Below are 22,926 nucleotides of genomic sequence, written 5' to 3' on the forward strand. Positions count from 1 at the left end.
ATTATGGGATTGTGCTTTAGCGTGTTGTATCGATAAGTTCGAGGTCTTTTTTCAGGAGTTCGTTGATGAAGATGGAGAACTCCACGCCCCTGGCCTCGGCCAGCGCGGCGAGGCGGGCTTGCACCGGCGCATCCAGATAGACCGGCAGATTCAACTTCGTGCCGGGCTTGAAGAACTGGCCGCGTTGACCCTGCGAGAAGTTGATCTCGGCGGGCATATCGTCATCGGGGTCTGAAAGCTGGCTCATCGCATCACCTCGGTTCGTTCTCATACTGCATCCGCTCGCGGCGGGTGGCTTCCCGCGCCGAAATCAGGCGCACCTGAGAGCGGGTCGGTTCCAGCGGCTCATAGGTGTGGGACACCGCCAACAGCCGTCCGCCCTCGCTCATGCCCAACGTGAACCAGCGATCTTCCCCGTCGCTATGCGCCGCATCGAAAACGGTCAGCGCCAGGGGATCAAGCAACATGGTCGCCGCCTGGGCGAAGGTCACGCCGGGGCATCCACCGACGTCAGCGCCACAGTCATCCGCTCCTCGGCGATCAAGGCGCCGATCACCTTGATGACCGTTTCCCGATCATCCAGGGTTAACGCTTCCTTAGCGGTTTCTTTCGCGGTTGACATTTTCGAAAATCTCCGGCAACTCCAAGGCGCTCTAAACTTTCTATATAGTTGGACACGCTATCCACCACTACTTCACAACCAATCGCAAACCAACTCGCTTGCGACCTGGAAAGCGGTTTAGCGCTCTCCAGGCCGGTTCAATCACTACTTCTTCGCCCGCAACTGCGCCTGCATGAAGTTCGACAGCGCCCCCTCTGGCAATCCCATCCAGATATCCGAAATCTGCTGGAAGGCGCGCAGCGAATCGTAAAGCTTCTTGAAATCCGCGTTCTTGGCGGATTCCTCGGCATAGAGTTTCTGGGCCGCGTCATAGGCCGCCTTCAAGACATCGTCCGGATAACGCCGCAACTGCGAACCGTTCTGCACCAGCCGCTGGATCGCTTGCGGGTTTTTGGCGTCGTAGGCCGCCATCATCTTGAGATTGGCTTCGCTGGCGGCCACTTCAAATGCGGCTTGATACATCTTAGGCAGCTTCTCCCATTGTTCCTTGTTGACATAGAAGCTGATCTGCGGTCCGGTTTCCCACCAACCGGGGTAGTAATAAAACTTGGCGACCTTATAAAAACCGAGCTTCTCGTCGTCGTAAGGGCCAACCCACTCGGCGGCGTCGATCGCCCCACGCTCCAGCGCCGGATAAATTTCCCCGCCGGGGATCGCTTGCGGCACCGCGCCCAAGGCCGAAAACACCTCGGCGCCAAAACCCGGAATGCGCATTTTCAAACCCTTGAGATCTTCCAGCGATTTGACTTCCTTACGGAACCAACCGCCCATCTGGGTGCCGGTGTTGCCGCCGGGAAAATTGACGACGTTGTATTTGGCGAAAAACTCGCGCGTCAGCGTGAGACCTTCGCCGAAATAATACCATCCGTTCATCTGTCGGGCGTTCAGGCCAAACGGAATGGCGGTATCGATGGAAAAGGTCTTGTTCTTGCCGTGGAAGTAGTAGCCGCAGGTATGGCAACATTCCACCGTGTTCTGTTGTACGGCGTCCAACACCCCAAACGGCGGCACGAGCTCGCCGCCGGCGAACACGCGAATTTCGAACTTACCATCGGTCAGTTCGGCGACCCGCTTGGCCAGCACTTCGGCGCCCCCATAAATCGTATCCAGGCTCTTGGGGAAGCTGGAGGCAATCCGCCACTTGATGGCGGGCGAACCTTGTCCTTGCTGGGCCGCGGGTTCGGGCGCTGGGGCAGGCGCCGGGGCTTGCGACTGAGCGCTGGCGGGCACGGCCGCGCTGGCGGCGACGGCGGCCATACCCAGACCGGCTTTTTTCATAAACTCACGACGCTGCATGTTCTTCTCCTTTGTCGGTAACTTGGCGATTTTATTTTGGCAACTCAGATTAATACTGGTTGTCCGTATAACTTTAACAGAGCTTCAGCCGAATTCTCCATTCGACTTTTCTGGTTAATGGCTTGATGATTGCAAGGAGGTTTTCCATACGCTACCGTTGCCGCTATCGTTCAGGCCATGTTCAAAAATGCTCTGCCAAAGTGTCCTAAGCCTACTCATACCCTAACACCGTCCATGATCGCTCCGACCCACCTTCGTCCGTTCACCGCCAGCCCTCGATTTTTCTGGAGTCCATCGTGAGCCAAACTCTGTTCCTTGGCCTGGATGGCGCTACTTTTCACCTGCTCGACGACTTGATCCAGGACCGACCCGGTCAGGGCATCGTCATGCCGTTTCTCAAATCGTTCATAGAACGGGGTTTTTGCGCGCCGCTGCGTTCCACGCCGCACCCGCTCACGCCGCCGGCCTGGACCACGCTGGTGACCGGACGCAATCCCGGCGAACACGGCATCTACGATTTCATGCGGGTAGACGACCGGCAAACCGAGGTGTTTTTCACCCTCTATGATTTTCGCGACATCCGCTGCGAGACGCTCTGGAGCATCGCCGGCCGACAAAACCGGAAGGTGGTTTCGCTCAACTTTCCGATCATGGCGCCGCCGCCGAAAATCAACGGCAGCCTGATTCCCGGCTTCACACCCTGGCGGCATCTGCGCCGCAACATGACGCCGAACGCCCTGTACGAGCGCTTGCAAACCATCCCCGGTTTTCATCCCAAGGAACTGGCCTGGGATTTCGAGCGGGAAAACGAAGTCGGCAACGACATGGATGAGGCTTACTTGGCCGACTGGGTGCGCTATCACTTGCCGCGCGAAAAACTCTGGTTCGAAGTCGCCCGCAAGCTGCTGGCTGAAGACCGTCCCGAGTTGCTGGCGGTGCTGTTCGACGGCGTGGATAAGATCCAGCATCAGGCGTGGTATTACCTCGATCCTGACTTGCAACCGGACCATCCCAGCCCTTTTCACCAGCAGCTTCGCGAGCTGTGTTTGAGCTATTTCCGTAACTTGGACAGCTACTTGGAACAACTGGTCGCCCTGGCCGGACCGGAGGCGCGGGTGTTCATGGCCTCGGATCACGGTTTTCGCGACTCGGCCACCATCGTGCGCATCAACCGCTATCTGGCCGATCTGGGCCATCTGGTCTACCAAACCCTGGACGGCACGGCGGCGGCGCAGCGCCGGGAGGCCAGCCCCTTTGCTTATCTGAACTGGCAAAAAACCGTCGCTTACTGCCCCACGCCTTCCAGCAACGGCATCATCATCCGGGTCGCGCGGGACTCCGGTCAGCCGGGCATCGCGCCGGGCGACTATTTCGCGTTCCGCGAGCGGCTGATGGGACAACTTTATGAACTGATCGATCCCGCCACCGGCCGGCCGGCGATCCGCGATATTCTGGTCCGCGAAGACGCCTTTCCCGGCCAGGCCACCGCCAATGCACCGGATTTGACCCTAGTGCTGGCCGATTACGGCTTCGTTTCGATCCGCAACGTTTCGCCGCCGGTGGGCCAACGCCCGCGCCCGGTCGGCACCCACCATCCCGATGGCGTGTTTCTGGCGGCGGGACCCGGCATCCGCGCCGGCGCGACCGGCGAGCTGTTTCCCATCGCCGACGTGGCCGCCACGCTGTTGCACAGCCTGAACCTACCGATCCCGGAAGATTTTGACGGCCGGGTGGCGACCGCGAGCTTTAACGAAGGTTGGCTACAGCAACATCCGGTCCGCCAAGGCTCGCCCACCCTTCCCGTCAATCGCGGTGAACTGCCGTCCGAGGCCATGCCCGATAGCGAAAAGGAAAAAATTCTGGCGCAACTGGCCATGCTCGGTTATCTGGAGGAGTAATGCCCGTCGCCCGCTTGGCCGGCGTCGGCCTGCATTACCTGCAATTTCCCTGTCGCCTGGAAAATGTCCCACCGCCGTGCGGCGATCTGGTGCTGGTTCACGGCTTGGCCGCCAATCTGGGCTTCTGGCATCTGGGCATCGTCCGACCGCTCAGCCAACTCTGTAGCCTCACCGCTTACGACCTGCGCGGCCACGGCCGCAGCGACATCCCCGCGCAAGGCTACTCGCCGCAAGTGCTGGTCCACGATTTGGCGCGGTTGCTGGATTATCTCAAGCTGGAGCGCGTCCACCTGCTGGCCCATAGCTACGGCGGCGCGGTGGCGCTACTGTTCGCCGTGCTGTTTCCCGAGCGGGTCATCAGCCTGATTTTGGCTGATGTCCGGTTGCGGACCGTGCAGCCGCACCTGCGCCTGCGCGACTGGCCGCATTGGCCGCACTGGCGACCGCGTTTCGAACAAGCCGGCATCGTGCTCGACGACGACGCCCCCGAGAGCGGCTATCAATTGCTAGTGGAAATGGCCCGTTCGCACCTGCACAACCCGGCGGCGGGCGAGCATCTGCCCCGCGTGTTCGGCCTGACCGGCAACCCGTCCCGACGCGGCGGCACCGCGCATCGCTGGCTGCACTTACAGGAATCCACCTCGATCCGGCAGGAATACCTGTCGCACGACGATCTGACGCCCGCCCGCCTGGCCACATTACGGCAACCCATCCTCGGCGTGTACGGCGAACAATCGACCACCGTGCGCAGCGGTTCTGCGCTGCGCCGCCTTTGCCCGAATTACCGGCTGCGGCTGGTGCCGAACGCCGGCCATTTTTTCCCGCTGTCCAAACCGCGCCGACTGGTGCGTCCGACATTGCGCTTTCTCGCCGCGCAAGCCAATCTTGCGCCCGCCGCCACCGACCTCCCCGAACTCCAACACGATGACGCCGAATCCGACTCCCTGCTGGCGAGCTTCTGAACCTAGCCCGCCCGCCGGGCTATGCCGCACCGACTTTCGCAAGATTGCCCCGAACGGCTTCGGCGACGGTCACAATTCTTATCCCCACTCGATGGCCTGGCATCAAGGCCATCTCTACGTCGGCGTGACCCGCGCCAACATGTGCATGTTGAAAGCGTCCAAAATTCCCAAACGCTTTCCGTTCTGGCCGGTGGAATGCCCCGACGATCTTTACGAACTCGACATGCGCGCCCGGATTTATCAATACGAGCCGGTTTCCGAACACTGGCGGGAAGCCTTTCGTTCCCCCATGATCGCCGGCCTGCATGGCTCGCAAATACCGCGCGACATGGGCTATCGCGGCATGGCGGTCTTTCAGGGCGACTCCGACCCGGAACCGGCCTTGTATGTCGCCACCTACGCCTCGGCGCGCGGGCCCGGCGCGATGATCTTGCGCAGCGTGGACGGTGAGGAATTTACGCCTGTCTCCAAGCCAGGATTGGTGAACTTGCCGACCAATTCGATCCGTACCTTGACCCCGTTTAAGGGCCGGCTATTCACCGCGCCGACCGGACAGGCTGGCGGCCAACCCAACACCTCCGGCATCGCCGTTATTTACGAAAGCCGCGATCCGCTCAAGGGTGATTGGCGCCCCGTCAACACACCGGGCTTCGGCGATCCCGACAATGTGGTCGTCTTCGAGATGACGGCGTTTGGCGAATACCTATACGCCGGCACCGGCAACATCCGGCAAGGGTATCAGGTCTGGCGCACGAGGGCCGAGGGCAACCCGCCTTATCGCTGGGAACTGGTGCTTGAAAAAGGCGCCCACCGGGGCGTGTTCAACCAGATGGTGATGAGCTTTCAGGAGTTCAAGGGCGCGCTCTATATCGGCAGCGGCATTCAAAACGGCGGGATCGATCTGGTCAACAAAATCGGTCCCGCCGCGCCCGAATTGATCCGTTTTTATCCTGATGGCGAATGGGAAGTGGTGGTCGGCGCGCCCCGCGACGGTAAAGCGGCGACTTCCGGTTATCTGCCCGGCTACGGCAACGCCTTCAACGGCTATTTCTGGCGGATGATGGCCCACGAGGGCTGGCTTTATCTGGGCACCTTCGATTGGAGCTTGATGCTGTATTTCGCCAACCAGCAAAATTGGGCGGAACGCTTTCGGCACATCGTCAACCGCGTCGGCTTGGACGACATCATGGAGCGCCAGGCCGGCGGCGACCTCTATCGTAGCTTCGACGGCGACAATTGGTTGCCGGTCACCACCGACGGCTTCGGCAACCGTTATAATTATGGGTTTCGAGTTTTGGTCTCGACCGAGCACGGACTGTTCGTCGGCGCCGCCAATCCCTTCGGCCCGCGGGTGGCCGTTCGGGACGGCAGCGCTTGGAGTTACCAGGACAATCCGCAGGGAGGCTTGGAAATCTGGTTGGGACGAAAACACCACCGCTAGGATATCTCATGCAAAAAACCCTCGTAGCGCTATCGCTCGCTCTGCTGGTCGGCTGTCAGGACGCGCCGCGCCATTCGCGGAACTATCCCTCGCTAGCCGATCATCAGCGGCGCGTCGAACGCCTGGGATCTTACGACAGTGCGCCATTCGCCTACGAGCGCCGCTTGGAGCGCCGCGCCCTGCGCGCCCAAGAGAATAGGGCCGCGCGCGAGCCGAATCCCGTCCAGGCTTGGAACGATAAGACTTCAACCTCCGCCACACTTTATCCGAAGAGCATGGCCGGCCCCAGCGCCGTATGGAATTCTCCGCCGCCGGCCCTGCCCGATGCTTTTGAGGACGTCCCACCCACTGACTTGCCCCGTCGCGCCGACCGGCGCGCCTTCGCTCGCGCCGACGATGTTCGCGCTTTTCCCCAACGCGGCCAAACGCCCGATCACTTCGTAACCGATCCGTCCGGAGATGACTCGATGGATGAGTTACCCGGCGGCGGGCGGCGCGCCTTCGGCCAACGCGGCCCAGCGGCTGGTCTGCCCGGAGATAACTCGATGGATGAGTTACCCGGCGGCGGGCGGCGCGCCTTCGCCCGCGCCGACGAGGAGGATTGGGCGTTCGGCCAACAAAGTCGAGGTTTCGGCCGTTCGTTCGGGGGTAACGCCGACCTGCCCCCCGGCTTCAAAACCGTGAACTTGAGCCACGGCGGACGCGAACGCAGCTATCTGCTCTACGTCCCCGCCAGCCTGAAAACAAGTCGGCCCACGCCGTTGGTGATGGTCTTTCACGGTGGTGGCGGCCATGCGGCGGGCATCGTCAGAACCACCAACCTACACCAGATTGCCGAGCGCCACGGTTTCATCGTGGTGTATCCGAACGGTACCGGCGCCCAGCAAGGACGGCGCCTGAGTTGGAATGCCGGATCTTCACCACCGCGCGGTTACGCCGAAAACCAGAATGTCGATGATGTCGGTTTCGTCAGCGCCATTCTGCAACAGCTAAAACGGTCGTACAACATCGATCCCAGACGCATCTATGCCACCGGGCTTTCCAAAGGCGGCATGTTCGCCTACCGACTCGGGTGCGACCTATCCGATCAGCTCGCGGCTATCGCGCCGGTCGCCGGCTCTCTAACCTACGCTCAATGCCGGCCAAGCCAAACGGTCGCCATCCTTCACATCCACGGCGGCAACGATCAAAACGTGCCGCTCGAAGGCGGGCGCGGCGCTTATTCCGCACAAATGGCCAGCTATCCATCCGCCCTGCGAGGGCTCGACCAATGGCGGCAGCGCAACAATTGCGCCGCCACGCCCCTACAAAGCTCTGTTACCGCCGACACCCATCGCTTCTCCTACCAAGGGTGCAAAAACGGCGCGGATGTCACTTATTATGTCGTACGCGGCGGCGGTCATGGCTGGCCCGGCTCCACGCCCAACGCCAAACAACAGGGGCGCGGCATTTATCTCAGCCATCAATTGAGCGCCAGCGAAGAAATCTGGAAATTCTTCGCCGCGCACCCCAAACCTTGACGAGCGATGGCTCCTCCGCTGTTCATTCTGACCTGTATGCGGTCGTTCTCGTCCGTGGTCAGCAACATGCTGGGCCAACACCCGCAAGCGTATGGGCTGCCGGAACTGAATCTGTTTCTGGCCGATACGCTGGGCGAGGTGATCGAGCGACTGACCGCCCATCGCCCGCAAGGTCTGAACGGCTTGCTAAGAACCATCGCCGAACTGGAGTATCAGGCGCAGACGCAAGACACTGTACAACGCGCTCGCGCGTGGTTGGCGCAACACCGACACTGGCCCATCCAGCAGGTTTTCGAGTTCATAGCCCAACGTGGCGGCGCCCGCATGTTGGTCGAGAAAAGCCCGAGCACCGTGCTCGATGAAACCCGCCTCGCCCGCTTGCACCGACATTTTCCCGACGCGTACTTCCTGCATCTCACCCGCCATCCCCGGACGACCTGCCAATCCATCCATGAAATCCAGCAAAAAACCGCCATCCTGGCCAAACGTCGGACCGGCACGCCTCCCAACCCCGAAAATCTGTGGCTGCGCGCCAACCGCAATATCCTGGCCTTTACCCGCCGCCTGCGGCCCGGTCAGACCTTGAGCATCCAGGGGGAACTGCTGCTGTCGCAACCGGAGGTGTATTTACCGCAAATCGCCGAATGGCTGGAACTCCGTACCGATGCCGACGCCATCGCGGCGATGCTGCATCCCGAACGGTCGCCCTACGCCTGCATCGGCCCACCCAACGCCCCGTTCGGCCACGATCCGAACTTTTTGCACAGCCCGCGCTTTGAAAAAAGGCCCCTCCGGCCGGCCCGGCTGGAAGGACCGTTCGATTGGCCCTCGCCGGCCGGTTGCTTTTCTCGCGCCACGCTGCAAACCGCCCGACTGCTGGGTTATCAATGACCGACCCGCAACCCCTGTTTATTCTATGTCCCGGCCGCTCGTTCTCGTCGGTGGTGTGCATGGCCATCGGCCAGCATCCCGACTTGTACGGCTTGCCGGAAATTTACTTAGGTATCGTCGACACGCTGGACGAATGGTTGCAACTCCCCGACCGGCCCGGCCGCAAACACATGAACCAAGGGCTGCTGCGGGTGGTCGCCGAACTGCATCACGGCGAACAAACCCAAGCAACGGTGCGCGAAGCCCGCGCGTGGCTGCGCCAACACCGGCACTGGACCACCGCGCGGATGTTTCACTACCTGGCCGAACGGATTGCGCCCCGGCAACTGGTCGATAAAAGCCCGACCCAGGGCAAGCCGGAAAATCTGGCGAGACTGCGCCGGATGTTCCCACACGCATGGTTTCTGCACCTGACCCGCCACCCGCGCTCGACCGGCAATTCCTTCTATCGGATCAAATCAGCCAAGGCGCTGCTGCAAGGCCAGCCCGACCTCAACCGGCTGGCCGCCATGATCGAAGGGCACTGGATCAAGATTCACTCCAGCATTCTGGACTTTACCGCCAGCCTGCCGCCTGGCCAAGCCATGAGATTACTCGGCGAGGATTTCTTAGCGGAACCGGATAGTTACTTGCGCCAAATCGCGGAATGGCTGCAAATTCGGACCGATGACGCCGCCATCGAAGCGATGAAACATCCCGAAAACTCGCCTTACGCCCATATCGGACCGCCCGGCGCGGCCCACGGCAACAACCGGGGCTTTCTGGAAGAACCGGTGTTGAAAGCGGGCCGCCCTTCGCCCGCCAGCCTGGTGGGACCGCTGGAATGGCTGCCGGAATCGCGCGGCTTCGGGCCGGACATGCTGCGGCTGGCCCGCCGGCTCGGCTATCAATGATGCTCGAATTTTTCCGCCCCGGATTGCATGAGTCATGACCACCGCCAACCCCGTCGCGTTCAACGCGATTCCTGTTTCGACCCCTGACGCCGCTGGCGGCCAGCGCCTACAAGTCGCTGCTTTCTTTCGCAAACGACTGTACGTCGGCGTCGTCAGCTTAACGGAAGGCTCGGATACGCCCGGTATCGCTCGAATCCTGCGCTATTATCCGGGTGCGAAACGCTGGGAAACCGTCTGCGAGACGCCGGTGGCGACACCTCACTGGCCGGGCGAGCGCCAGCGGAAAAAATTTCCGCTGGAGTTGGGTTGGCGCGCCATGACGGTGATCCCCACCGCTAATGGCCAAACCGCCTTATGCCTGAGCCTGCTCTGCCCGCGCAACCCGCGCTTGTTCTATTCGCAAGACGGCGACCGCTTCGAGATGCTGCCGGCTGGAAACCAGCAGCGGCCGTTCGGTGGGCTGCACTGCTTTCAAGGTTGGACGTTCGGCGCGCTGGCTGGAGCCATGAGCGATGGCACCACCGAAAAGAGCGAGGGTGGCGGCTTGCTGTATGTCAGCCGCGACCCTCGCACCGGAACGTGGGCCCCGGCCAACGCTCCCGGTTTCGGCGATCCCCACAACCAAGTGATCCACGGCTTGCAGGTTTGCCACGATAGGCTGTATGCGGCGGCCGGCAATCCGTTCGCCGGCTTTCAGCTCTGGCGCACCCAAGCGCAGGGCGATCCGCCGTTTCACTGGGAACCAGTGCTCCAACAGGGCGCGCATCGTCATACGCTCAATTCAGCGGTGGCGGCGATGGCTGTCTTGCGGGATGCGCTGTATCTCGGAACCGGCGTGCCGCCAACAGAACGCTCGCCAAAAGCAGCGGCCGGCTGTGAAATCATTCGTATTCTCCCCACCGGTCGTTGGGAGTTGGTCGTAGGCCAACCCCGCTTCTCGCCCATCGGCCTGCAAGTGCCGGTTTCGACCCGTGGCCCCGGCTTCGATGACGCACGCCATACCGTGCTGGCGGCCTTGGCCAGTTCCGGCAGCGCCCTTTACGCGGCCACCCTGCACCGGGACGCGGAGACGGTTTCGGGATTTCAGCTCTGGCAAACCGCCGACGGTGAAAGCTGGCAGCCGCTCACGCTCTCAACCGATTCCGCTGTTAGTTACCTGCCGCGCGCGCTGATCGCCCTGCCAAAGTTTCTGCTGGCTGCGGGCACCTGGCGAGGATCTCCGGACGCCACCCTCGAACCTTGCCTGTGGTTCGGCCAATTCTGAAGTCGACTGGATCACTTTTCCATGTTTCGAGGCCTTTGGATGTTTCCTCGCCATAGCATAACGATTTCATTGAGCGCGTATTTATTCATAACCTGCTTTTCTGGAAAAGCAATTGCCCTGAAAACGCCACCCTTCGATGCTAGCGAACACCAAGAGATTGCGGCTATCGATCAGGATTTCACCCCCGACGATAGGGTAATTTCCGATTTAAGCGATAGTTTGATCGATCCAGAATTTGATAAAAATCTTCCGAGTTTAAGAATGGCCTGGCAGGAACGATCAGGCCAGTTGTGGCAAACAGACGTCGACGGCGTTACTGGAGCCTGGACGCCATCGAACGGACGCCAATCATTGGTCGATACCGATTTGACGGTGGTAGGCAAGACTCGCCAAGGCCCGGAATGGGCTTACGATAACCGCGGCAATCGTTTGATTTATACAAAAAAGATGGAGTCCGGCCAACCTCGGCTCTACCAAGCATGGCGGAACCCGACAACCCAACAACTCGTGAAAACTCCACTCGTCGCCGGGGATAACAAAGCCTTATATGAAACCAGTCACGACCTGGGAGATCCAACGCCCCGCATTATTTACAGTTACCGAAAGGCTGATGCGAACCGCACTACGATGGCTTATGGTTGGCGCGAGATTGATGAACCCACCACAGATGCCTTGCTTCCCCTCAATTTCCAATTTCCGCAATGGGTTTCAGGCCGACGAGCAATCGTCGCCACAGCTCGGATCGATGGCGTGAGACAAGTTGTCTACTATGATATAGATACCGGCAAGACAACGATCATAACCTCCGATCTAGCTCAAAAACGATTTCCACTCATATGGCAAGACCCCGCAACGCAGAGCTATGTCTTATCCGCCGTAATGGATGACACCACCATAGGAATTTGGCGGCAAAAAAGCCAGGATGATTGGGTCTTGACAAGCCATTTAAACCCCCCCACCGAACTCCCCTATATCTTCAAGCCCGACTGGTTTGTTTGGCATGGCGCTTCTTATCTTGCTTACCTGATGCATACGGAAAAATCTGGCCAAACACAAAATCACCAAGGGAAAGGCGAAGTCTGGGTGAGCTGCATGAGTGAGAGCCACTGCCAGTTTTTACATCGCCAAGTGAATCATTCAACCATAACCCGGATCAAGGATGTCGAAAACCTCGCGGTCGATCACACCGTTTATGTGTACTATGCGGAAATACTGCCGGACCAGCGGCGTCTGATCCACAGAGCGGATAGCGGCCTCTCGTTATCAAACCCATAAGCCAGCCGCGCTCTCGTCTGATTGGGCCGTCATCACGGCAACCAAGACCACATTTCCAGCATCACGAACCGCACCAGGGCACGGGTGAAAGCGACGATGATCGGCTCTCGTCCGGCGGCGATCTTGGCATAACCGGTCATTTCCGCTTTCAACAGGCCATCGGGATTATCGATCAGCGTGACCACCCGCACCGCGCGCACGCTCGGATTGTCCACCAGTGATTCGGCGGTATCGGCGATCAGGCTCACTTTGCCCTTAAAGTCGCGCAAGGGATGCGCCCAGACGCGCAAGGTGACCGGAGCTTCCAACTGAACCGCGCCGATATCGGTTTCCGGCACCAGCACTTCGACCTGAATTTTTTGCGTTTCCTCCAGGGTCGCGAATAAATCGCCTTCCTTAAGAAAACTACCCTGCTTGAATTCCAGACGCGGCGTGACCACTCGCCCGGCGATGGGCGCACGCAGCTGAGTGGCTTCGAGCTGCTGTTGAAAATAGCTCAGCTGCTCGTTCAATTGTTGCAATTCGGCTCGTTTGATAGCGACTTCCAGGGGCTGAGGCGGACTTTTCACCAGTTGCAGATTGGCTTCCGCCACCGCCAGCGCCGCCTTGTCCGCTTCGGCGTTACCGATCGCTTCGGTATAACGCAGTTCCGGCGCCACGCCTTGCTTGGCCGCCACGGCCAGCACATCTTGCAGCTTCTTGCTGCTGGCGGCTTTGATTCGCGCTAAATCCACCTGGTGCTGGGCATAGGCAATCGCTTCCGGTTTGGGGCCATGCAGCAACAACTCCAACTCGTTGCGTTTCCTTTCAAGTTCGGCCCGAGTGCTCGCCACGTCGTAACGCGGTCTCCAGTCGCTCAGCCGAGCCAGCACCGCGCTTTGTTGCAGCGTTTGATTCTCGCGGACTCCCACCTCGGTCACCACACCCGGTACGGTCGCATGGACTTCCGCTCGCCGGTTCGGCAGCAAAGTCGCTCCACCCGTCACTTCATACGGATAAGGCAACAAAAACAGCGCGCCGATCAGAGCCAGCAGCGCCAACCGCGTCAGCCAGCGCTTGAAACGGCTCTTGGGCGGCTGTTTTACCGGCGAAGAAGACGGCAATTTCGGCGGAGCGATCACATTCCCGGCCGCGGGTGGCGACGGTGGGACGGTAGCATTCCCAACACCCCAGCCTGATGACGGCTGAAAAAACGCTATCCCGCCACCATCCCTTACCGTCGGTGGCGACCTCAGATAGGGCAGCGCCCAAGCCAGAAATCCCGCCACCAGCGCCAGGAACAACAACACGCCCACACCGTGCATTTGACTTTCCAAATGCACGGCGGCGCCCAACAATACCGTCCCGACAATCAACAGAAAATAGGCGACCGCGGCAAAGCCATACGCTAACAAGGCATATTTTTCGCGCGGCGCTAAGAGCTTGAGCGGGTGCGCGTTGCGCAGGGCGAGTCGTAAAACCACAAAGGCCCGTTCGCGAAGGTGCGGAAAATCCAGATAAGTGGTCAGCCACGCATAGCCTTCGGCTCGCCACAGCGGATTGATGATGAATAGCGCCTCGCCCAGCGCCAGATGACCGAGTACGAACCCGTAGGAACCGAGGCGACTGGACGAATGCAGGTTGAACTGCCAGACCAGAATGCCGAGCACGAAGAAGCCCAGCTTGACCAACAGCGGCACCGCATACACCCACAGACGCTCGCGCCGCGCCAGCCTGCGAACGCCCCGACCCACAAAAAAACGCGGGATGATTCCGAAGGCCAACCGGACGCCAAATCCGCTGACCTGACCCCCGTAATAGGCGCTGACCGTACCTTGCAACAGCTTGCTGGTCAGATTGACCAGGAACAGGCCCACCGTCAGCTTCACAATCAGATGAAAACCCACTTGATCGATGCTTCGCAATTCCTGAAGGTAGCGCGGCTGATGGTGTAGGATGACCAGCAAGGCCAACGGCACGCCTGGCACCAACAACCAGACGATGCGATGCAACCAGCGCAGCCGCCGGGCCGCGCCCGCTAGAAATGCGCCGGCTTTAAAAAATTCCCAGCGATAACGTTGGCCCAGCCGTTCTTTGGACGGTGCTGGCCGCCCGTCGGAAGATGTCGGAGATTCTGGCTCCGCGATCTCTCGATCGGCTTCGGCCACGCTGGATAAATCGGGACCGGCTTGGGACACGGGCGCGCTCAGCAGCCCTAACGACGCCATCTCCCGATAGAAGCCGCTGAGTTGTTCGGTGCTGATATTAAATCCAAAACGGCTGGCGAAGAGGCCTTGAATCGTGGTGGGATCGGCGGTTTCATCGAGCTGGCGGCACAGAAACCACTCCTCCTCGCCCAGTTCGAACTGCTCGCCGGTCGCGGGATTGCGGACCTGATAGCGGTGGTTGCCTTGCGCGTCCGCAACGTCCCGGACGATCAAATCCGGCCGCAAGCGCGAGCGCGGGTCGGGCGAACGGTCCTCATCCATCGGCCGCTTAACGCCGCCGGCCGGACAGCCACGCGGTCATCAGCCGTTCCTGTTGTCCGAGAAATTCCCGCATGAGGTCGTGATGCTGTTGCAGTGCGACTTGCCGCCGATTGTCAGGACCGGCGGTCGCCGGTTGCCGGGCAAGCGAAATCGGCTCCACCGCTGGCGCGGCGGGCGACATGGCGGCAGACGAAGGCACGGCGGCCGACGGTACAGCGGAGCGTCTTGCCACGGCAATGACGCTCTCCCGCAGCGGTTGCAACTCCGCTTCATCAAGCCGGATGATGGGGATGGCGCTCGACAGATACGGCGACGGTTTGCCGGGCGCGGCCGGCGGCGGTCCGTACAGCACGCTTAAATCCACCGGCACGCCGTGGACGAACAAGGTCGCCAACAAATGGCGCAGCGGCGTCAGGTCGTTGCGGCGGCGGTCGTCGCTGGCGACCGCTACATGCGGCTGTTGTTTCAAGATATCGCGGACAAAGCCGGTCAGATAAGGACTTGGCCCCACCTCCACGAACAGCCGCGCGCCGTCGGCATACAGGCGTCGAATGCTTTCTCGGAAACGGACCGACAACCGGTACTGGGCGGCGGCGGCGGCGCGGGCCTCAATCGGCTCCGGCGGAAACGGCGCGGCGGTGACGCAGGAATAGGGCGTTCCCTCCGGCGTGCCGACCGCTACATTCTCAAACAGCGCGTGAAACGCTTGCGCCAGCGGCTCCATCAGCGACGTGTGATAGCCGTGGCCCATCGGCAGCCGGACGCACAGTGCGCCTTCCGCGCGCAGCGCGGCATGAACCGCGTCAATCGACGGTGCGGGACCAAACAAGATGAATTGATTGTCACAATTATCCATGGTCAGATGCAGCGCTGGATCGGCCTCCAGCAGCACCCGAACGCGTTCCAGCGCAATACCGCCCACCGACAACAGCACGCCGGGCGGAAGCTTGCCCGCCGCTTCCAACTGACGATAATTCTGGTTCATGCGCCGGACCAGATCGGCCAATCCAGCATCGTCCAACTGAAACAGGCCAGACGCCATCAGCGCGTCGTTTTCGCCGGTGCTGTGGCCCAGCCACAGATCCGGCCGCACGCCGAACTCGCGCAGCAGGGCATCCAGTGCCCGGCCGGCCACGAACACCGATTCCGACCCCAGCTCCATCCCGGCCAGCCGTTGTTCCGCTCGCGCGTGTTGTTCGGCGCTCAAACTGCTCGGCGGCGGGAAGATCGCCTCGCCCGGCGCGATATCGCGGGCGTCATAAAACAACCCGTTGAGAAAATCGAACCAGCGCCGCACCACGGGGAACCGCACGGCCAGCGCCGCCAACATGTTTTGATATTGGGAATTTTCGCCGGGAAACAGAAACGCCAGCTTGCCACCTAACGGCTCGGTACTGACATAAACGCCGCCGCGCGCTTGGCTGCGTTTCCGTGCGGGTCCGTCGAGTTTCGTTTCAGCCTGCTCCAGCTTGTGCAAGGCATCCTCGCGCTGTTCGGCCACCACCGCCAACCGGACTGCGCCCGCGCCGCGCTCCCGCCATAGTGCTTCCGCAAGCGCGGCCAGCGGTTGTTGCGGTTGCTCGCGCAGCTGCTGGGTCGCGCGCCGCACCTGTCCTTGCAAGCCTTCGCGATCCGCTGCGGCGAACACCAACAGATCGCCACCGCGCCGCAGCTGGGGCGGTAGGAAAGCCGAGAGCGGCTCGCCCTCGCCGTCCGGACTTTCTTCGAGCAGGGCATGACTGTTGACCCCGCCGAAACCGAAGGCGTTGACCGCCGCCCGCCGGGGGATGGCGCGGCCGTGAATCCACGGTCGCGTCTCGGTGTTGAGGTACAGCGGCGTCCGCTCCAACCCCAATTCCGAACTGACCTCATCGCACAGGGTCGGCGGCAGAATTTTGTGATACAGCGCCAGCGACGCTTTGATCAGGCCGGCGATGCCCGCCGCCGGAATGCAGTGGCCGATCATCGATTTGACCGACCCCAGGGCGATATGGGGCAGCACCCGCCGCCGCTCGCCCAGCAGTTGCGACAGGGCTTGAATTTCAGTCTGATCGCCCAGGGGGATGCCAGTGCCGTGCGCCTCGATCAGGCCGAAATCGTGCGGCTCCAGCCCCGCTTGCCGGTAGGCGCGACGCATCGCCAGCAGCTCCCCCTCCAGCCGGGGGGCGGTTAAACCCTTGGCCTTGCCATCGGAGGATTGGCCGACTTCCTTCAAAACGGCGTAAATCCGGTGGCCGGCGCGACGGGCGTCCGCCAGCCGCTTCAACACCAGCACCCCGCCGCCCTCACCGAGCATGGTGCCGTTGGCCCCCGCCGAAAAAGGCCGGATGCAAGCGGTCGGCGACAGCGCGCCCAACATGCAGAAAATCATGAACACCAGCGGTGAGGTCGAGGTATTGATGCCGCCGGTCAGCATCACGTCCACCCGCCCCCGTCGCAATTCCAGCATGGCCGCTTCCACCGCGATCAGCGAGGATGCGCAGGCGGCGTCCACCACGTAATTCGGCCCCATGAAATTCAGCCGGTTGGCGATGCGGCCGGTCATCATATTGGGAACCAAACCGGGGATGTTGTCCACGTCAAAGGGCGGCAACTGTCGCTTGAGCGTTTCCTTCAAACGGCTGGCTTGCTCCGGATCTAAATCAGGCAACAGGGTTCGCAGCAAATGCAGGTGCTGGTCGAGGAAAACCGCGTGCTGCGCGCCGGTCAGATTGGCGCGGTTGGGGTGGGTGCCGTGGCCCAGAATGATGCCGATGCTTTCGGGATCGTAATCGTTTTCCCGCAGGCCGGCGTCGAGCAAGGCCGAGCGCGCCAGCTCCAGCGCGTGAAACTGATCCGGTTCGCCGCCGCCGGTGGAAACTGGAATGATGCCGAAGCGCTGGGGGTTGAAGCGCGACAGCTCGTTGAGAAACCCGCCGCGCTGGGTGTAGAGCCGGGTCGCCTCGCTGCTGGCGGGGTCGAAATAAACCTCGCCACCCCACTCCGGCAGCGGCTCGTCGATGGCGTCCACCTTGTTGAGGATATTGGCCCAATAGCTCGCCACGTCCGGCGCTTTGGGAAACAAGCCCGCCATGCCGACGATGGCGATATCCGTCCGATCCTGCCCGCTCATCATGTCGTCTCGGTCTGTGATTCCGCCGCCGGCTGACCGACCAGCGAACCCTCGGGATAATCGCCGGCGATCAACTCCACCTCATCCGGCGAGCCGCGCAACAATTCGTTGAGGAAAAACTGGCGACCGGCCGCCGCTGGGGTCAGGGCGACGCCGCGCGCCGCGAACTGGCGGCGGATTTCGGGCGTCACCATGCCGGTGCTGTGCCGGGTCGCCTCCCAAGGCCCCCAGTTGAAGGCCGCGATCTTGATCCGCTCGCCCCAGCGAGCACGCAGCAGCCACGCCAGCCGGTTGACGGTTTCATTGGCGACCGCGTAATCCGCTTGCCCGCGATTGCCCCAGCGGCCGGCCACCGAAGTGAACAAGCCGAGGAAGCGCAAGGTGTCGGGGCGCAGATGGCGGGCGAGCAGAAAGGCGCTGTCGGCCTTGGCGGCCAACACCCGCGCCACGCTGTCGGTGGTTTTGTCTCGCACCAACCGATCTTCCAGCACGCCCGCGCCGTGCACCACCGCGTCGATCCGGCCGAATCGTCGATAGAGGCCATCCAACAAAGCGGTGACCTCCGCCTCGTCGCTCATGTCCGCCGTCCGATATTCAACCCGCGCGCCGGCCTGAGTCAGCTCAGCCAGCGTGGCGCGTATTTCGCGGGCGTGCAACACGGCCTGAATTTGTCGTTCGATGGCGGCGGGACGTGTTTGACCTTGCGCCGAGCGGATGAAATGCTGGCGCAGCGCGGCGGTATCCAGCCCGCGCAAGGCATCCGATTCGGCCTCCGGCAAGGGGCTGCGGCCGACCAAAACCATGGTGGGACGATACGGGGCCAGTTCGTACAACACTTCGGCGGTGATGCCCCGCGCGCCGCCGGTCGCCAGAATCACCCAATCGGCGGTGGGTTGCAGCCGGATCGGCGCGGTCGCAGGGAGCGGCGCGGCCACGGTATCGAACGCGGTTCGCACCCCGCCGGGATAGCCGATTTCGCGTCGCCCGCCCGGCCAGAGCAACTCCTGAAACAAGGCACCCGCCAGCGCTTCGGGTTGCTGGCTCACGTCCAGATCGATCGCCTTGCCGCAAAAACCCGCCGAATCTCCCGTCGGATTCCATTCGATATTCAAGGTTTTGGTCAGTCCGACCAAGCCCGCCGCCGCCGGGAATCTGTTCGGCTGACCGGCGGCGCAATCGCGACCGAAGCGGCCGCCCATGCCGCTCGCGGTCAACAGGCGACCTTGCGCGCTCAATTCCGCGCACAGCAACCGCAGCAAGGGAAACAGCGCGATCACATCCCGATCGAGCCGTTCCCGCCACTCGGCAAAGGCGGTATTAGCCGTCAGCGGCGGCTGGCTCAGGGGCGATAAATGGAGGATGGCGCGCACGCTGAGGCTGCTGTCGCGCCGGCCCAACCAAGACTGCAAATGCGCCTGGTCTTGCAACACCTCATCCGGCAGAAACAACGGTTGCGCGCCGGCTTGGCGCAAGCGCTGGCTCACCAGATCGGCGACGCCTAACTCATCGGAGGTCAGCAGATACAACCCCGGCGGCAACGTGGGCGTCGCGATAGCGGGTAACGGCTCGGTTTGCGCCTGAAGGACATGCCGGGACAGAGCGGCGCTGGCGGTGGCATCTGTCCCGGCTCGTTCAAAAGGGCGCGCGTTCTCCCGCACCGGCGCTTGGCCCGACGGTTTGGGCTGACGGTCGAGCCACGCTCGCACGAAATCGAGAATCTGCTGGAAGGTCGGCAACCGGGCCACCTGCTCCATCTCACCGCGCAAATCCTGCGCGAACGGCTCCGGCAGCGAGCGTCGGAACAAGCCGAGGATTTCGACGCGCTTGATGGAGTCGATGCCCAAATCCGCTTCGATGTCCTGATCGAGCGCCACCATGTCTTCAGGATAGCCGGTGCGCTCGCTGACGATTTTCAGCAACAGCGGTTTGAGATCGGGAATCGCTGCCGAACTTGCCACGGGCGCGGGCGGCGGCGCGCTCGGCACGGCCGGCTTCGCGCTGGCGGGCGCGGCGGCGACCGGTGGCGAAACCGGAGGTGCGGCCACCGGCGCGGGCGGCGGCGCGGACGCCAAAACGGGTTGGGGGCTTGACAGCGTTTGTGGCGAAACTGGCGCGCTCAGTACAAACTGCGGGATTTCGCCCTCGCCGTTGCTGGCCGTGAAATAGGCCAGCATCACCCGCTCCTGAACTTGGAGAAACTGGCGCATGGTGTCCTGATACGCCGCCATCGCCTGATCCATCGCCCACGCGCCGGAACCCGACGATGGCACGGGTAAAGGATTGATAAGTGTTTGATTCGGGGGTGACATGGCCGCTCCCACGAGGTTTGAGGAAGAAATAAATGCCGCTGGCGCCGGGTCAGTCGAACCTGGCTCAGATCGGTTCTCGTCTTGCGGTTCGGCCGCCGGCGCCGGCGCGCGGCCCGTCCTGGCCGGTTCGTCGGAGCGGCGCGCGAAGCCGCCGCTCACCCACCAAATTCGCGACGAAAGCGGCGTTGGCCGGGTCGTCTCCGCCAGGTGCGCCCAATCCAGTTTGGCGACCGTGCGTCCGTCGAACAACCGTTCGGCATTGAAGCCCGCCCCTTGTGACCACAGCGCCGCCAAAGCGTGCAACAAGCCGTTGATCCCACCGCCCGCCCCATCGGTCGCTACCGCCAGATGGGGTCGCGCGCCGAGAATCTGGCGGGTCAGCCGGGCCAGCACTTCCTTGGGGCCAACCTCCAGAAACACCCGCGCGCCGGCTTGATACATTCCTTCAATCTCGTCCATGAAGCGCACCGGCGCGGTCAAGTGCTCGCTCAAACGGTGGCGGATACGGTCGGGCTCAGTCGGATACGGCGCGGCGTCGGCATTGCCGTAGACGGTCAATTCGGGCGGGTAAAATTCCACCGCCGCCATGAACTCCGCCAGCCGTTCTCGCGCCGGAGCCACCAGCGGCGAGTGAAAAGCCGCCGCAACCGACAACGGCGCGGTGCTGATCCTTTGCGACTCCAGGCGTTGCCGGGCATTTTCCAAATCCGCCGGACAACCGGACAGCACCAACTGTTTGGGGCCGTTATGGTTGGCGCAAGTAATGCCGGCTAGACCGTCCAGCACGGCTTCGACACTGTTGCGATCCGCCGCCACCGCCAGCATGGTTCCCAACTCACCGCCGGCGGCCGCTTCGACGATGAAACGACCGCGCGCTTCCGACAGTTCCAGCAAGGTTTCCAGGGGCCACACGCCGGCGGCGTGAAGCGCGACATATTCACCGTAACTATGCCCCGCCGCCAGTTCCGGCCGCAGCTCCAACCGCTTGAGCCACGCCCACAAGCCGGCCGCGACCGCGCCCAAACTGGGCTGGGCCACTTCGGTCCGGGTCAGATTAGCCCGGTGCGTATTGGCCTCATCCTCAATAAAACGTCGGGGCGGATCGATCAAGCCGCTGAGTGGTGTCGGCAGCGTTCGACGGCCGGTCGGAGTCTTGGCGAACACGGCGTCGGCTCGCTCCAAACCCGTTTGGAATTCAGGCAGAAAAACGCCCAACTCTCGCAGCATCCCCGGATATTGGCTGCCCTGTCCGGGAAACAACAGCGCCAGTTTCGCGCCCGGCTCGCACAACAGGGGGGTTTCGGTGTAATAAACACCTTTGACCGCAATCTGGCCGTCAGGCAATGCCGCCAGCGCCGCGTCCAGCCGTTCCGCCAACTGCGGGAGAGACTCAGCGATGATAGCCAGGGCCTCGCCTTCAGGTTTCAGATCGCACGCCAGCGTATAAGCCAAATCCGCCAGTGACGGTTGCGCGCCCGCCGCCAGCGCCTCTCGCAACCGCTGCAATTGCTCGCGCAAACCGGCGCGATCCGCTGCCCGCCAGACCAGTAATTCCACGGGCCATTCAGCGGAGGTTGCGACCGCTCGAACGGACTCATACGCTTCCAGCGCCGCATGAAAATTGATGCCGCCGAACCCGAAGGAACTGACCGCAGCGCGGCGGGGATGTTCGAACGGGCGAACCCAAGGCCGCGGCTGCGGACAAAGCATCAAAGGGCTGGTCGGGTCGCGCAACAGCGGCAAAGGCTGCTTGACCCCGACATGCGGCGGCAAAACCCGCTGATGCAAGGCCAGCGCGGCCTTGACCAAACCGGCGGCACCCGCCGCGCCCTTGGTGTGACCGATCAACGTTTTGACCGATCCCACCGCGCAACTGGCCGGCGCCGCTGCCGCCTCACTCAACAGCGTCGACAGGGTTTCCAGTTCGGCGCGGTCGCCGGCTACCGTGCCGGTACCATGCGCCTCCCAACAACCTACCGTCGCGGGCGAATAACCCGCTTCTTGGTAAGCCCGCCGCAAGGCGCGCAATTGCCCTTCCGGGCGTGGCGCGGTCAAACCCTTGGCGCGACCGTCGCTGGAACCGCCCATGCCCTTGATGACCGCGTAAATCCGGTCGCCGTCCCGCTCGGCGTCGGCCAGCCGCTTGAGCGCCACCGCCGCCAGCCCTTCGGAAATGGCGATGCCGTCCGATTGCTCGTCGAAGGTCTGGCAACAACCGCGCGGGGATAAAGCTTGGGTCTTGGCGAAACACAGATACATGAACGGCGACTGCATGACATCGATGCCGCCGGCCAGCGCCAGGTCGCACTTGCCCAAGCGCAGTTCGTTCACGGCCTGATAGATCGCCGCCAGCGACGACGCGCACGCGGCATCCACCGTGCCGTTGATCCCGCCGAAATCGAAGCGGTTGGCGACCCGTCCGGCCGCCACGTTGAGCAGCAGGCCGGGGAAAGAATCCTCGGTCCATCCCGGCAAGTCCGCCCGGCCTGCCGCCGCCTGCCTCGCGTCGCCGGCGAGGCGCGGCAGTTCCGAGCGCACGCCGTAACCCAATGAAAAATCACCCAATCCACCAGTCGCGCCCAGCAGCACCGCCACTCGCTCCCGATCCAAGCGGCTCAGCTCGATCCCGGCATCGTCGAGCGTTTGGCGGATCAATTCCAGGGTCAGCAACTGCAAGGGATCGACGGATTTGAGGGCTACCGGCGGCAGCCCGTAGCGGCCGGGATCAAAAGGGATTTCGCCGATGAACCCGCCCCAGCGCGAATAAATTTTATCCGGCGCTTTCGGATCGGGATCGTAATAAAGCCGCCAATCCCAGCGCTCCGGCGGAATCTCGCGGATGCTGTTGGTCCCGTTGAGGATATTGCTCCAGTAGGCGCGCACATCCCGCGCGCCGGGCAGCAATACGCCCATTCCAATAATGGCGACATCGGCGGGACCCGGCGCGGGTCGCGGGCTACTCGGGTCGGTCATCA

General features: G+C 62.3%; 14 protein-coding genes. 8 read left to right on the forward strand and 6 right to left on the reverse strand.

What is annotated here, in order from left to right; translation table 11 throughout:
* Window positions 1-16: 16 nt before the first annotated feature.
* The 3 genes from IPK09_05500 to IPK09_05510 form a co-directional block, all read right to left on the reverse strand.
* The gene (locus IPK09_05500; GenBank protein MBK7983073.1) at window positions 17-217 is read right to left on the reverse strand and encodes a hypothetical protein; all 201 of its coding nucleotides are present in this window, start codon (window positions 215-217) and stop codon (window positions 17-19) included.
* A gap of 34 nt (window positions 218-251) precedes the next feature.
* The gene (locus IPK09_05505; protein MBK7983074.1) at window positions 252-467 is read right to left on the reverse strand and encodes a BrnT family toxin; all 216 of its coding nucleotides are present in this window, start codon (window positions 465-467) and stop codon (window positions 252-254) included.
* Between the two features lie 299 nt (window positions 468-766).
* A complete protein-coding gene (locus IPK09_05510) occupies window positions 767-1,918 on the reverse strand; it encodes a TRAP transporter substrate-binding protein (protein MBK7983075.1) in 1,152 nt (383 codons plus the stop codon).
* Between the two features lie 296 nt (window positions 1,919-2,214).
* Between IPK09_05510 and IPK09_05515 the strand changes: the two genes are divergently transcribed.
* The 8 genes from IPK09_05515 to IPK09_05550 are packed head-to-tail and all read left to right on the forward strand — an operon-like array spanning window position 2,215 to window position 12,062.
* Window positions 2,215-3,816, forward strand: coding sequence for an alkaline phosphatase family protein (locus tag IPK09_05515; GenBank protein ID MBK7983076.1), 1,602 nt, complete (start codon window positions 2,215-2,217; stop codon window positions 3,814-3,816).
* Window positions 3,816-4,778: an alpha/beta hydrolase gene (locus IPK09_05520; GenBank protein ID MBK7983077.1), complete on the forward strand. Its 963-nt coding sequence runs from the start codon at window positions 3,816-3,818 to the stop codon at window positions 4,776-4,778. The genes IPK09_05515 and IPK09_05520 overlap by 1 nt, the downstream gene beginning before the upstream one ends.
* Window positions 4,741-6,219 (forward strand): hypothetical protein, encoded by a 1,479-nt coding sequence (locus IPK09_05525; protein ID MBK7983078.1) that lies wholly within the window; start codon window positions 4,741-4,743, stop codon window positions 6,217-6,219. The genes IPK09_05520 and IPK09_05525 overlap by 38 nt, the downstream gene beginning before the upstream one ends.
* Before the next feature lie 8 nt (window positions 6,220-6,227).
* Entirely contained in the window at window positions 6,228-7,739 is a 1,512-nt protein-coding gene (locus IPK09_05530) for a hypothetical protein (protein MBK7983079.1), read from the forward strand.
* 6 nt (window positions 7,740-7,745) lie between these two features.
* On the forward strand, window positions 7,746-8,630 hold the full coding sequence (locus IPK09_05535) for a sulfotransferase (GenBank protein MBK7983080.1): 885 nt from the start codon (window positions 7,746-7,748) through the stop codon (window positions 8,628-8,630).
* Window positions 8,627-9,523, forward strand: coding sequence for a sulfotransferase (locus IPK09_05540; protein ID MBK7983081.1), 897 nt, complete (start codon window positions 8,627-8,629; stop codon window positions 9,521-9,523). Before IPK09_05535 ends, IPK09_05540 begins: the two co-directional genes overlap by 4 nt.
* A gap of 34 nt (window positions 9,524-9,557) precedes the next feature.
* The gene (locus IPK09_05545) at window positions 9,558-10,787 is read left to right on the forward strand and encodes a hypothetical protein (protein MBK7983082.1); all 1,230 of its coding nucleotides are present in this window, start codon (window positions 9,558-9,560) and stop codon (window positions 10,785-10,787) included.
* 39 nt (window positions 10,788-10,826) lie between these two features.
* A complete protein-coding gene (locus tag IPK09_05550; protein MBK7983083.1) occupies window positions 10,827-12,062 on the forward strand; it encodes a hypothetical protein in 1,236 nt (411 codons plus the stop codon).
* A gap of 32 nt (window positions 12,063-12,094) precedes the next feature.
* On the opposite strand, the gene IPK09_05555 is transcribed toward IPK09_05550, so the two are convergent.
* Genes IPK09_05555 through IPK09_05565 form a run of 3 tightly spaced genes read right to left on the reverse strand, consistent with a single transcriptional unit; the run spans window position 12,095 to window position 22,924 of the window.
* Entirely contained in the window at window positions 12,095-14,530 is a 2,436-nt protein-coding gene (locus tag IPK09_05555) for an efflux RND transporter periplasmic adaptor subunit (GenBank protein ID MBK7983084.1), read from the reverse strand.
* A gap of 7 nt (window positions 14,531-14,537) precedes the next feature.
* Entirely contained in the window at window positions 14,538-17,645 is a 3,108-nt protein-coding gene (locus tag IPK09_05560) for a type I polyketide synthase (GenBank protein ID MBK7983085.1), read from the reverse strand.
* Window positions 17,642-22,924: an SDR family NAD(P)-dependent oxidoreductase gene (locus tag IPK09_05565; GenBank protein MBK7983086.1), complete on the reverse strand. Its 5,283-nt coding sequence runs from the start codon at window positions 22,922-22,924 to the stop codon at window positions 17,642-17,644. The genes IPK09_05560 and IPK09_05565 overlap by 4 nt, the downstream gene beginning before the upstream one ends.
* Window positions 22,925-22,926 lie beyond the last annotated feature (2 nt).

Source organism: Candidatus Competibacteraceae bacterium (assembly GCA_016713505.1).
Taxonomy (GTDB): domain Bacteria; phylum Pseudomonadota; class Gammaproteobacteria; order Competibacterales; family Competibacteraceae; genus Competibacter_A.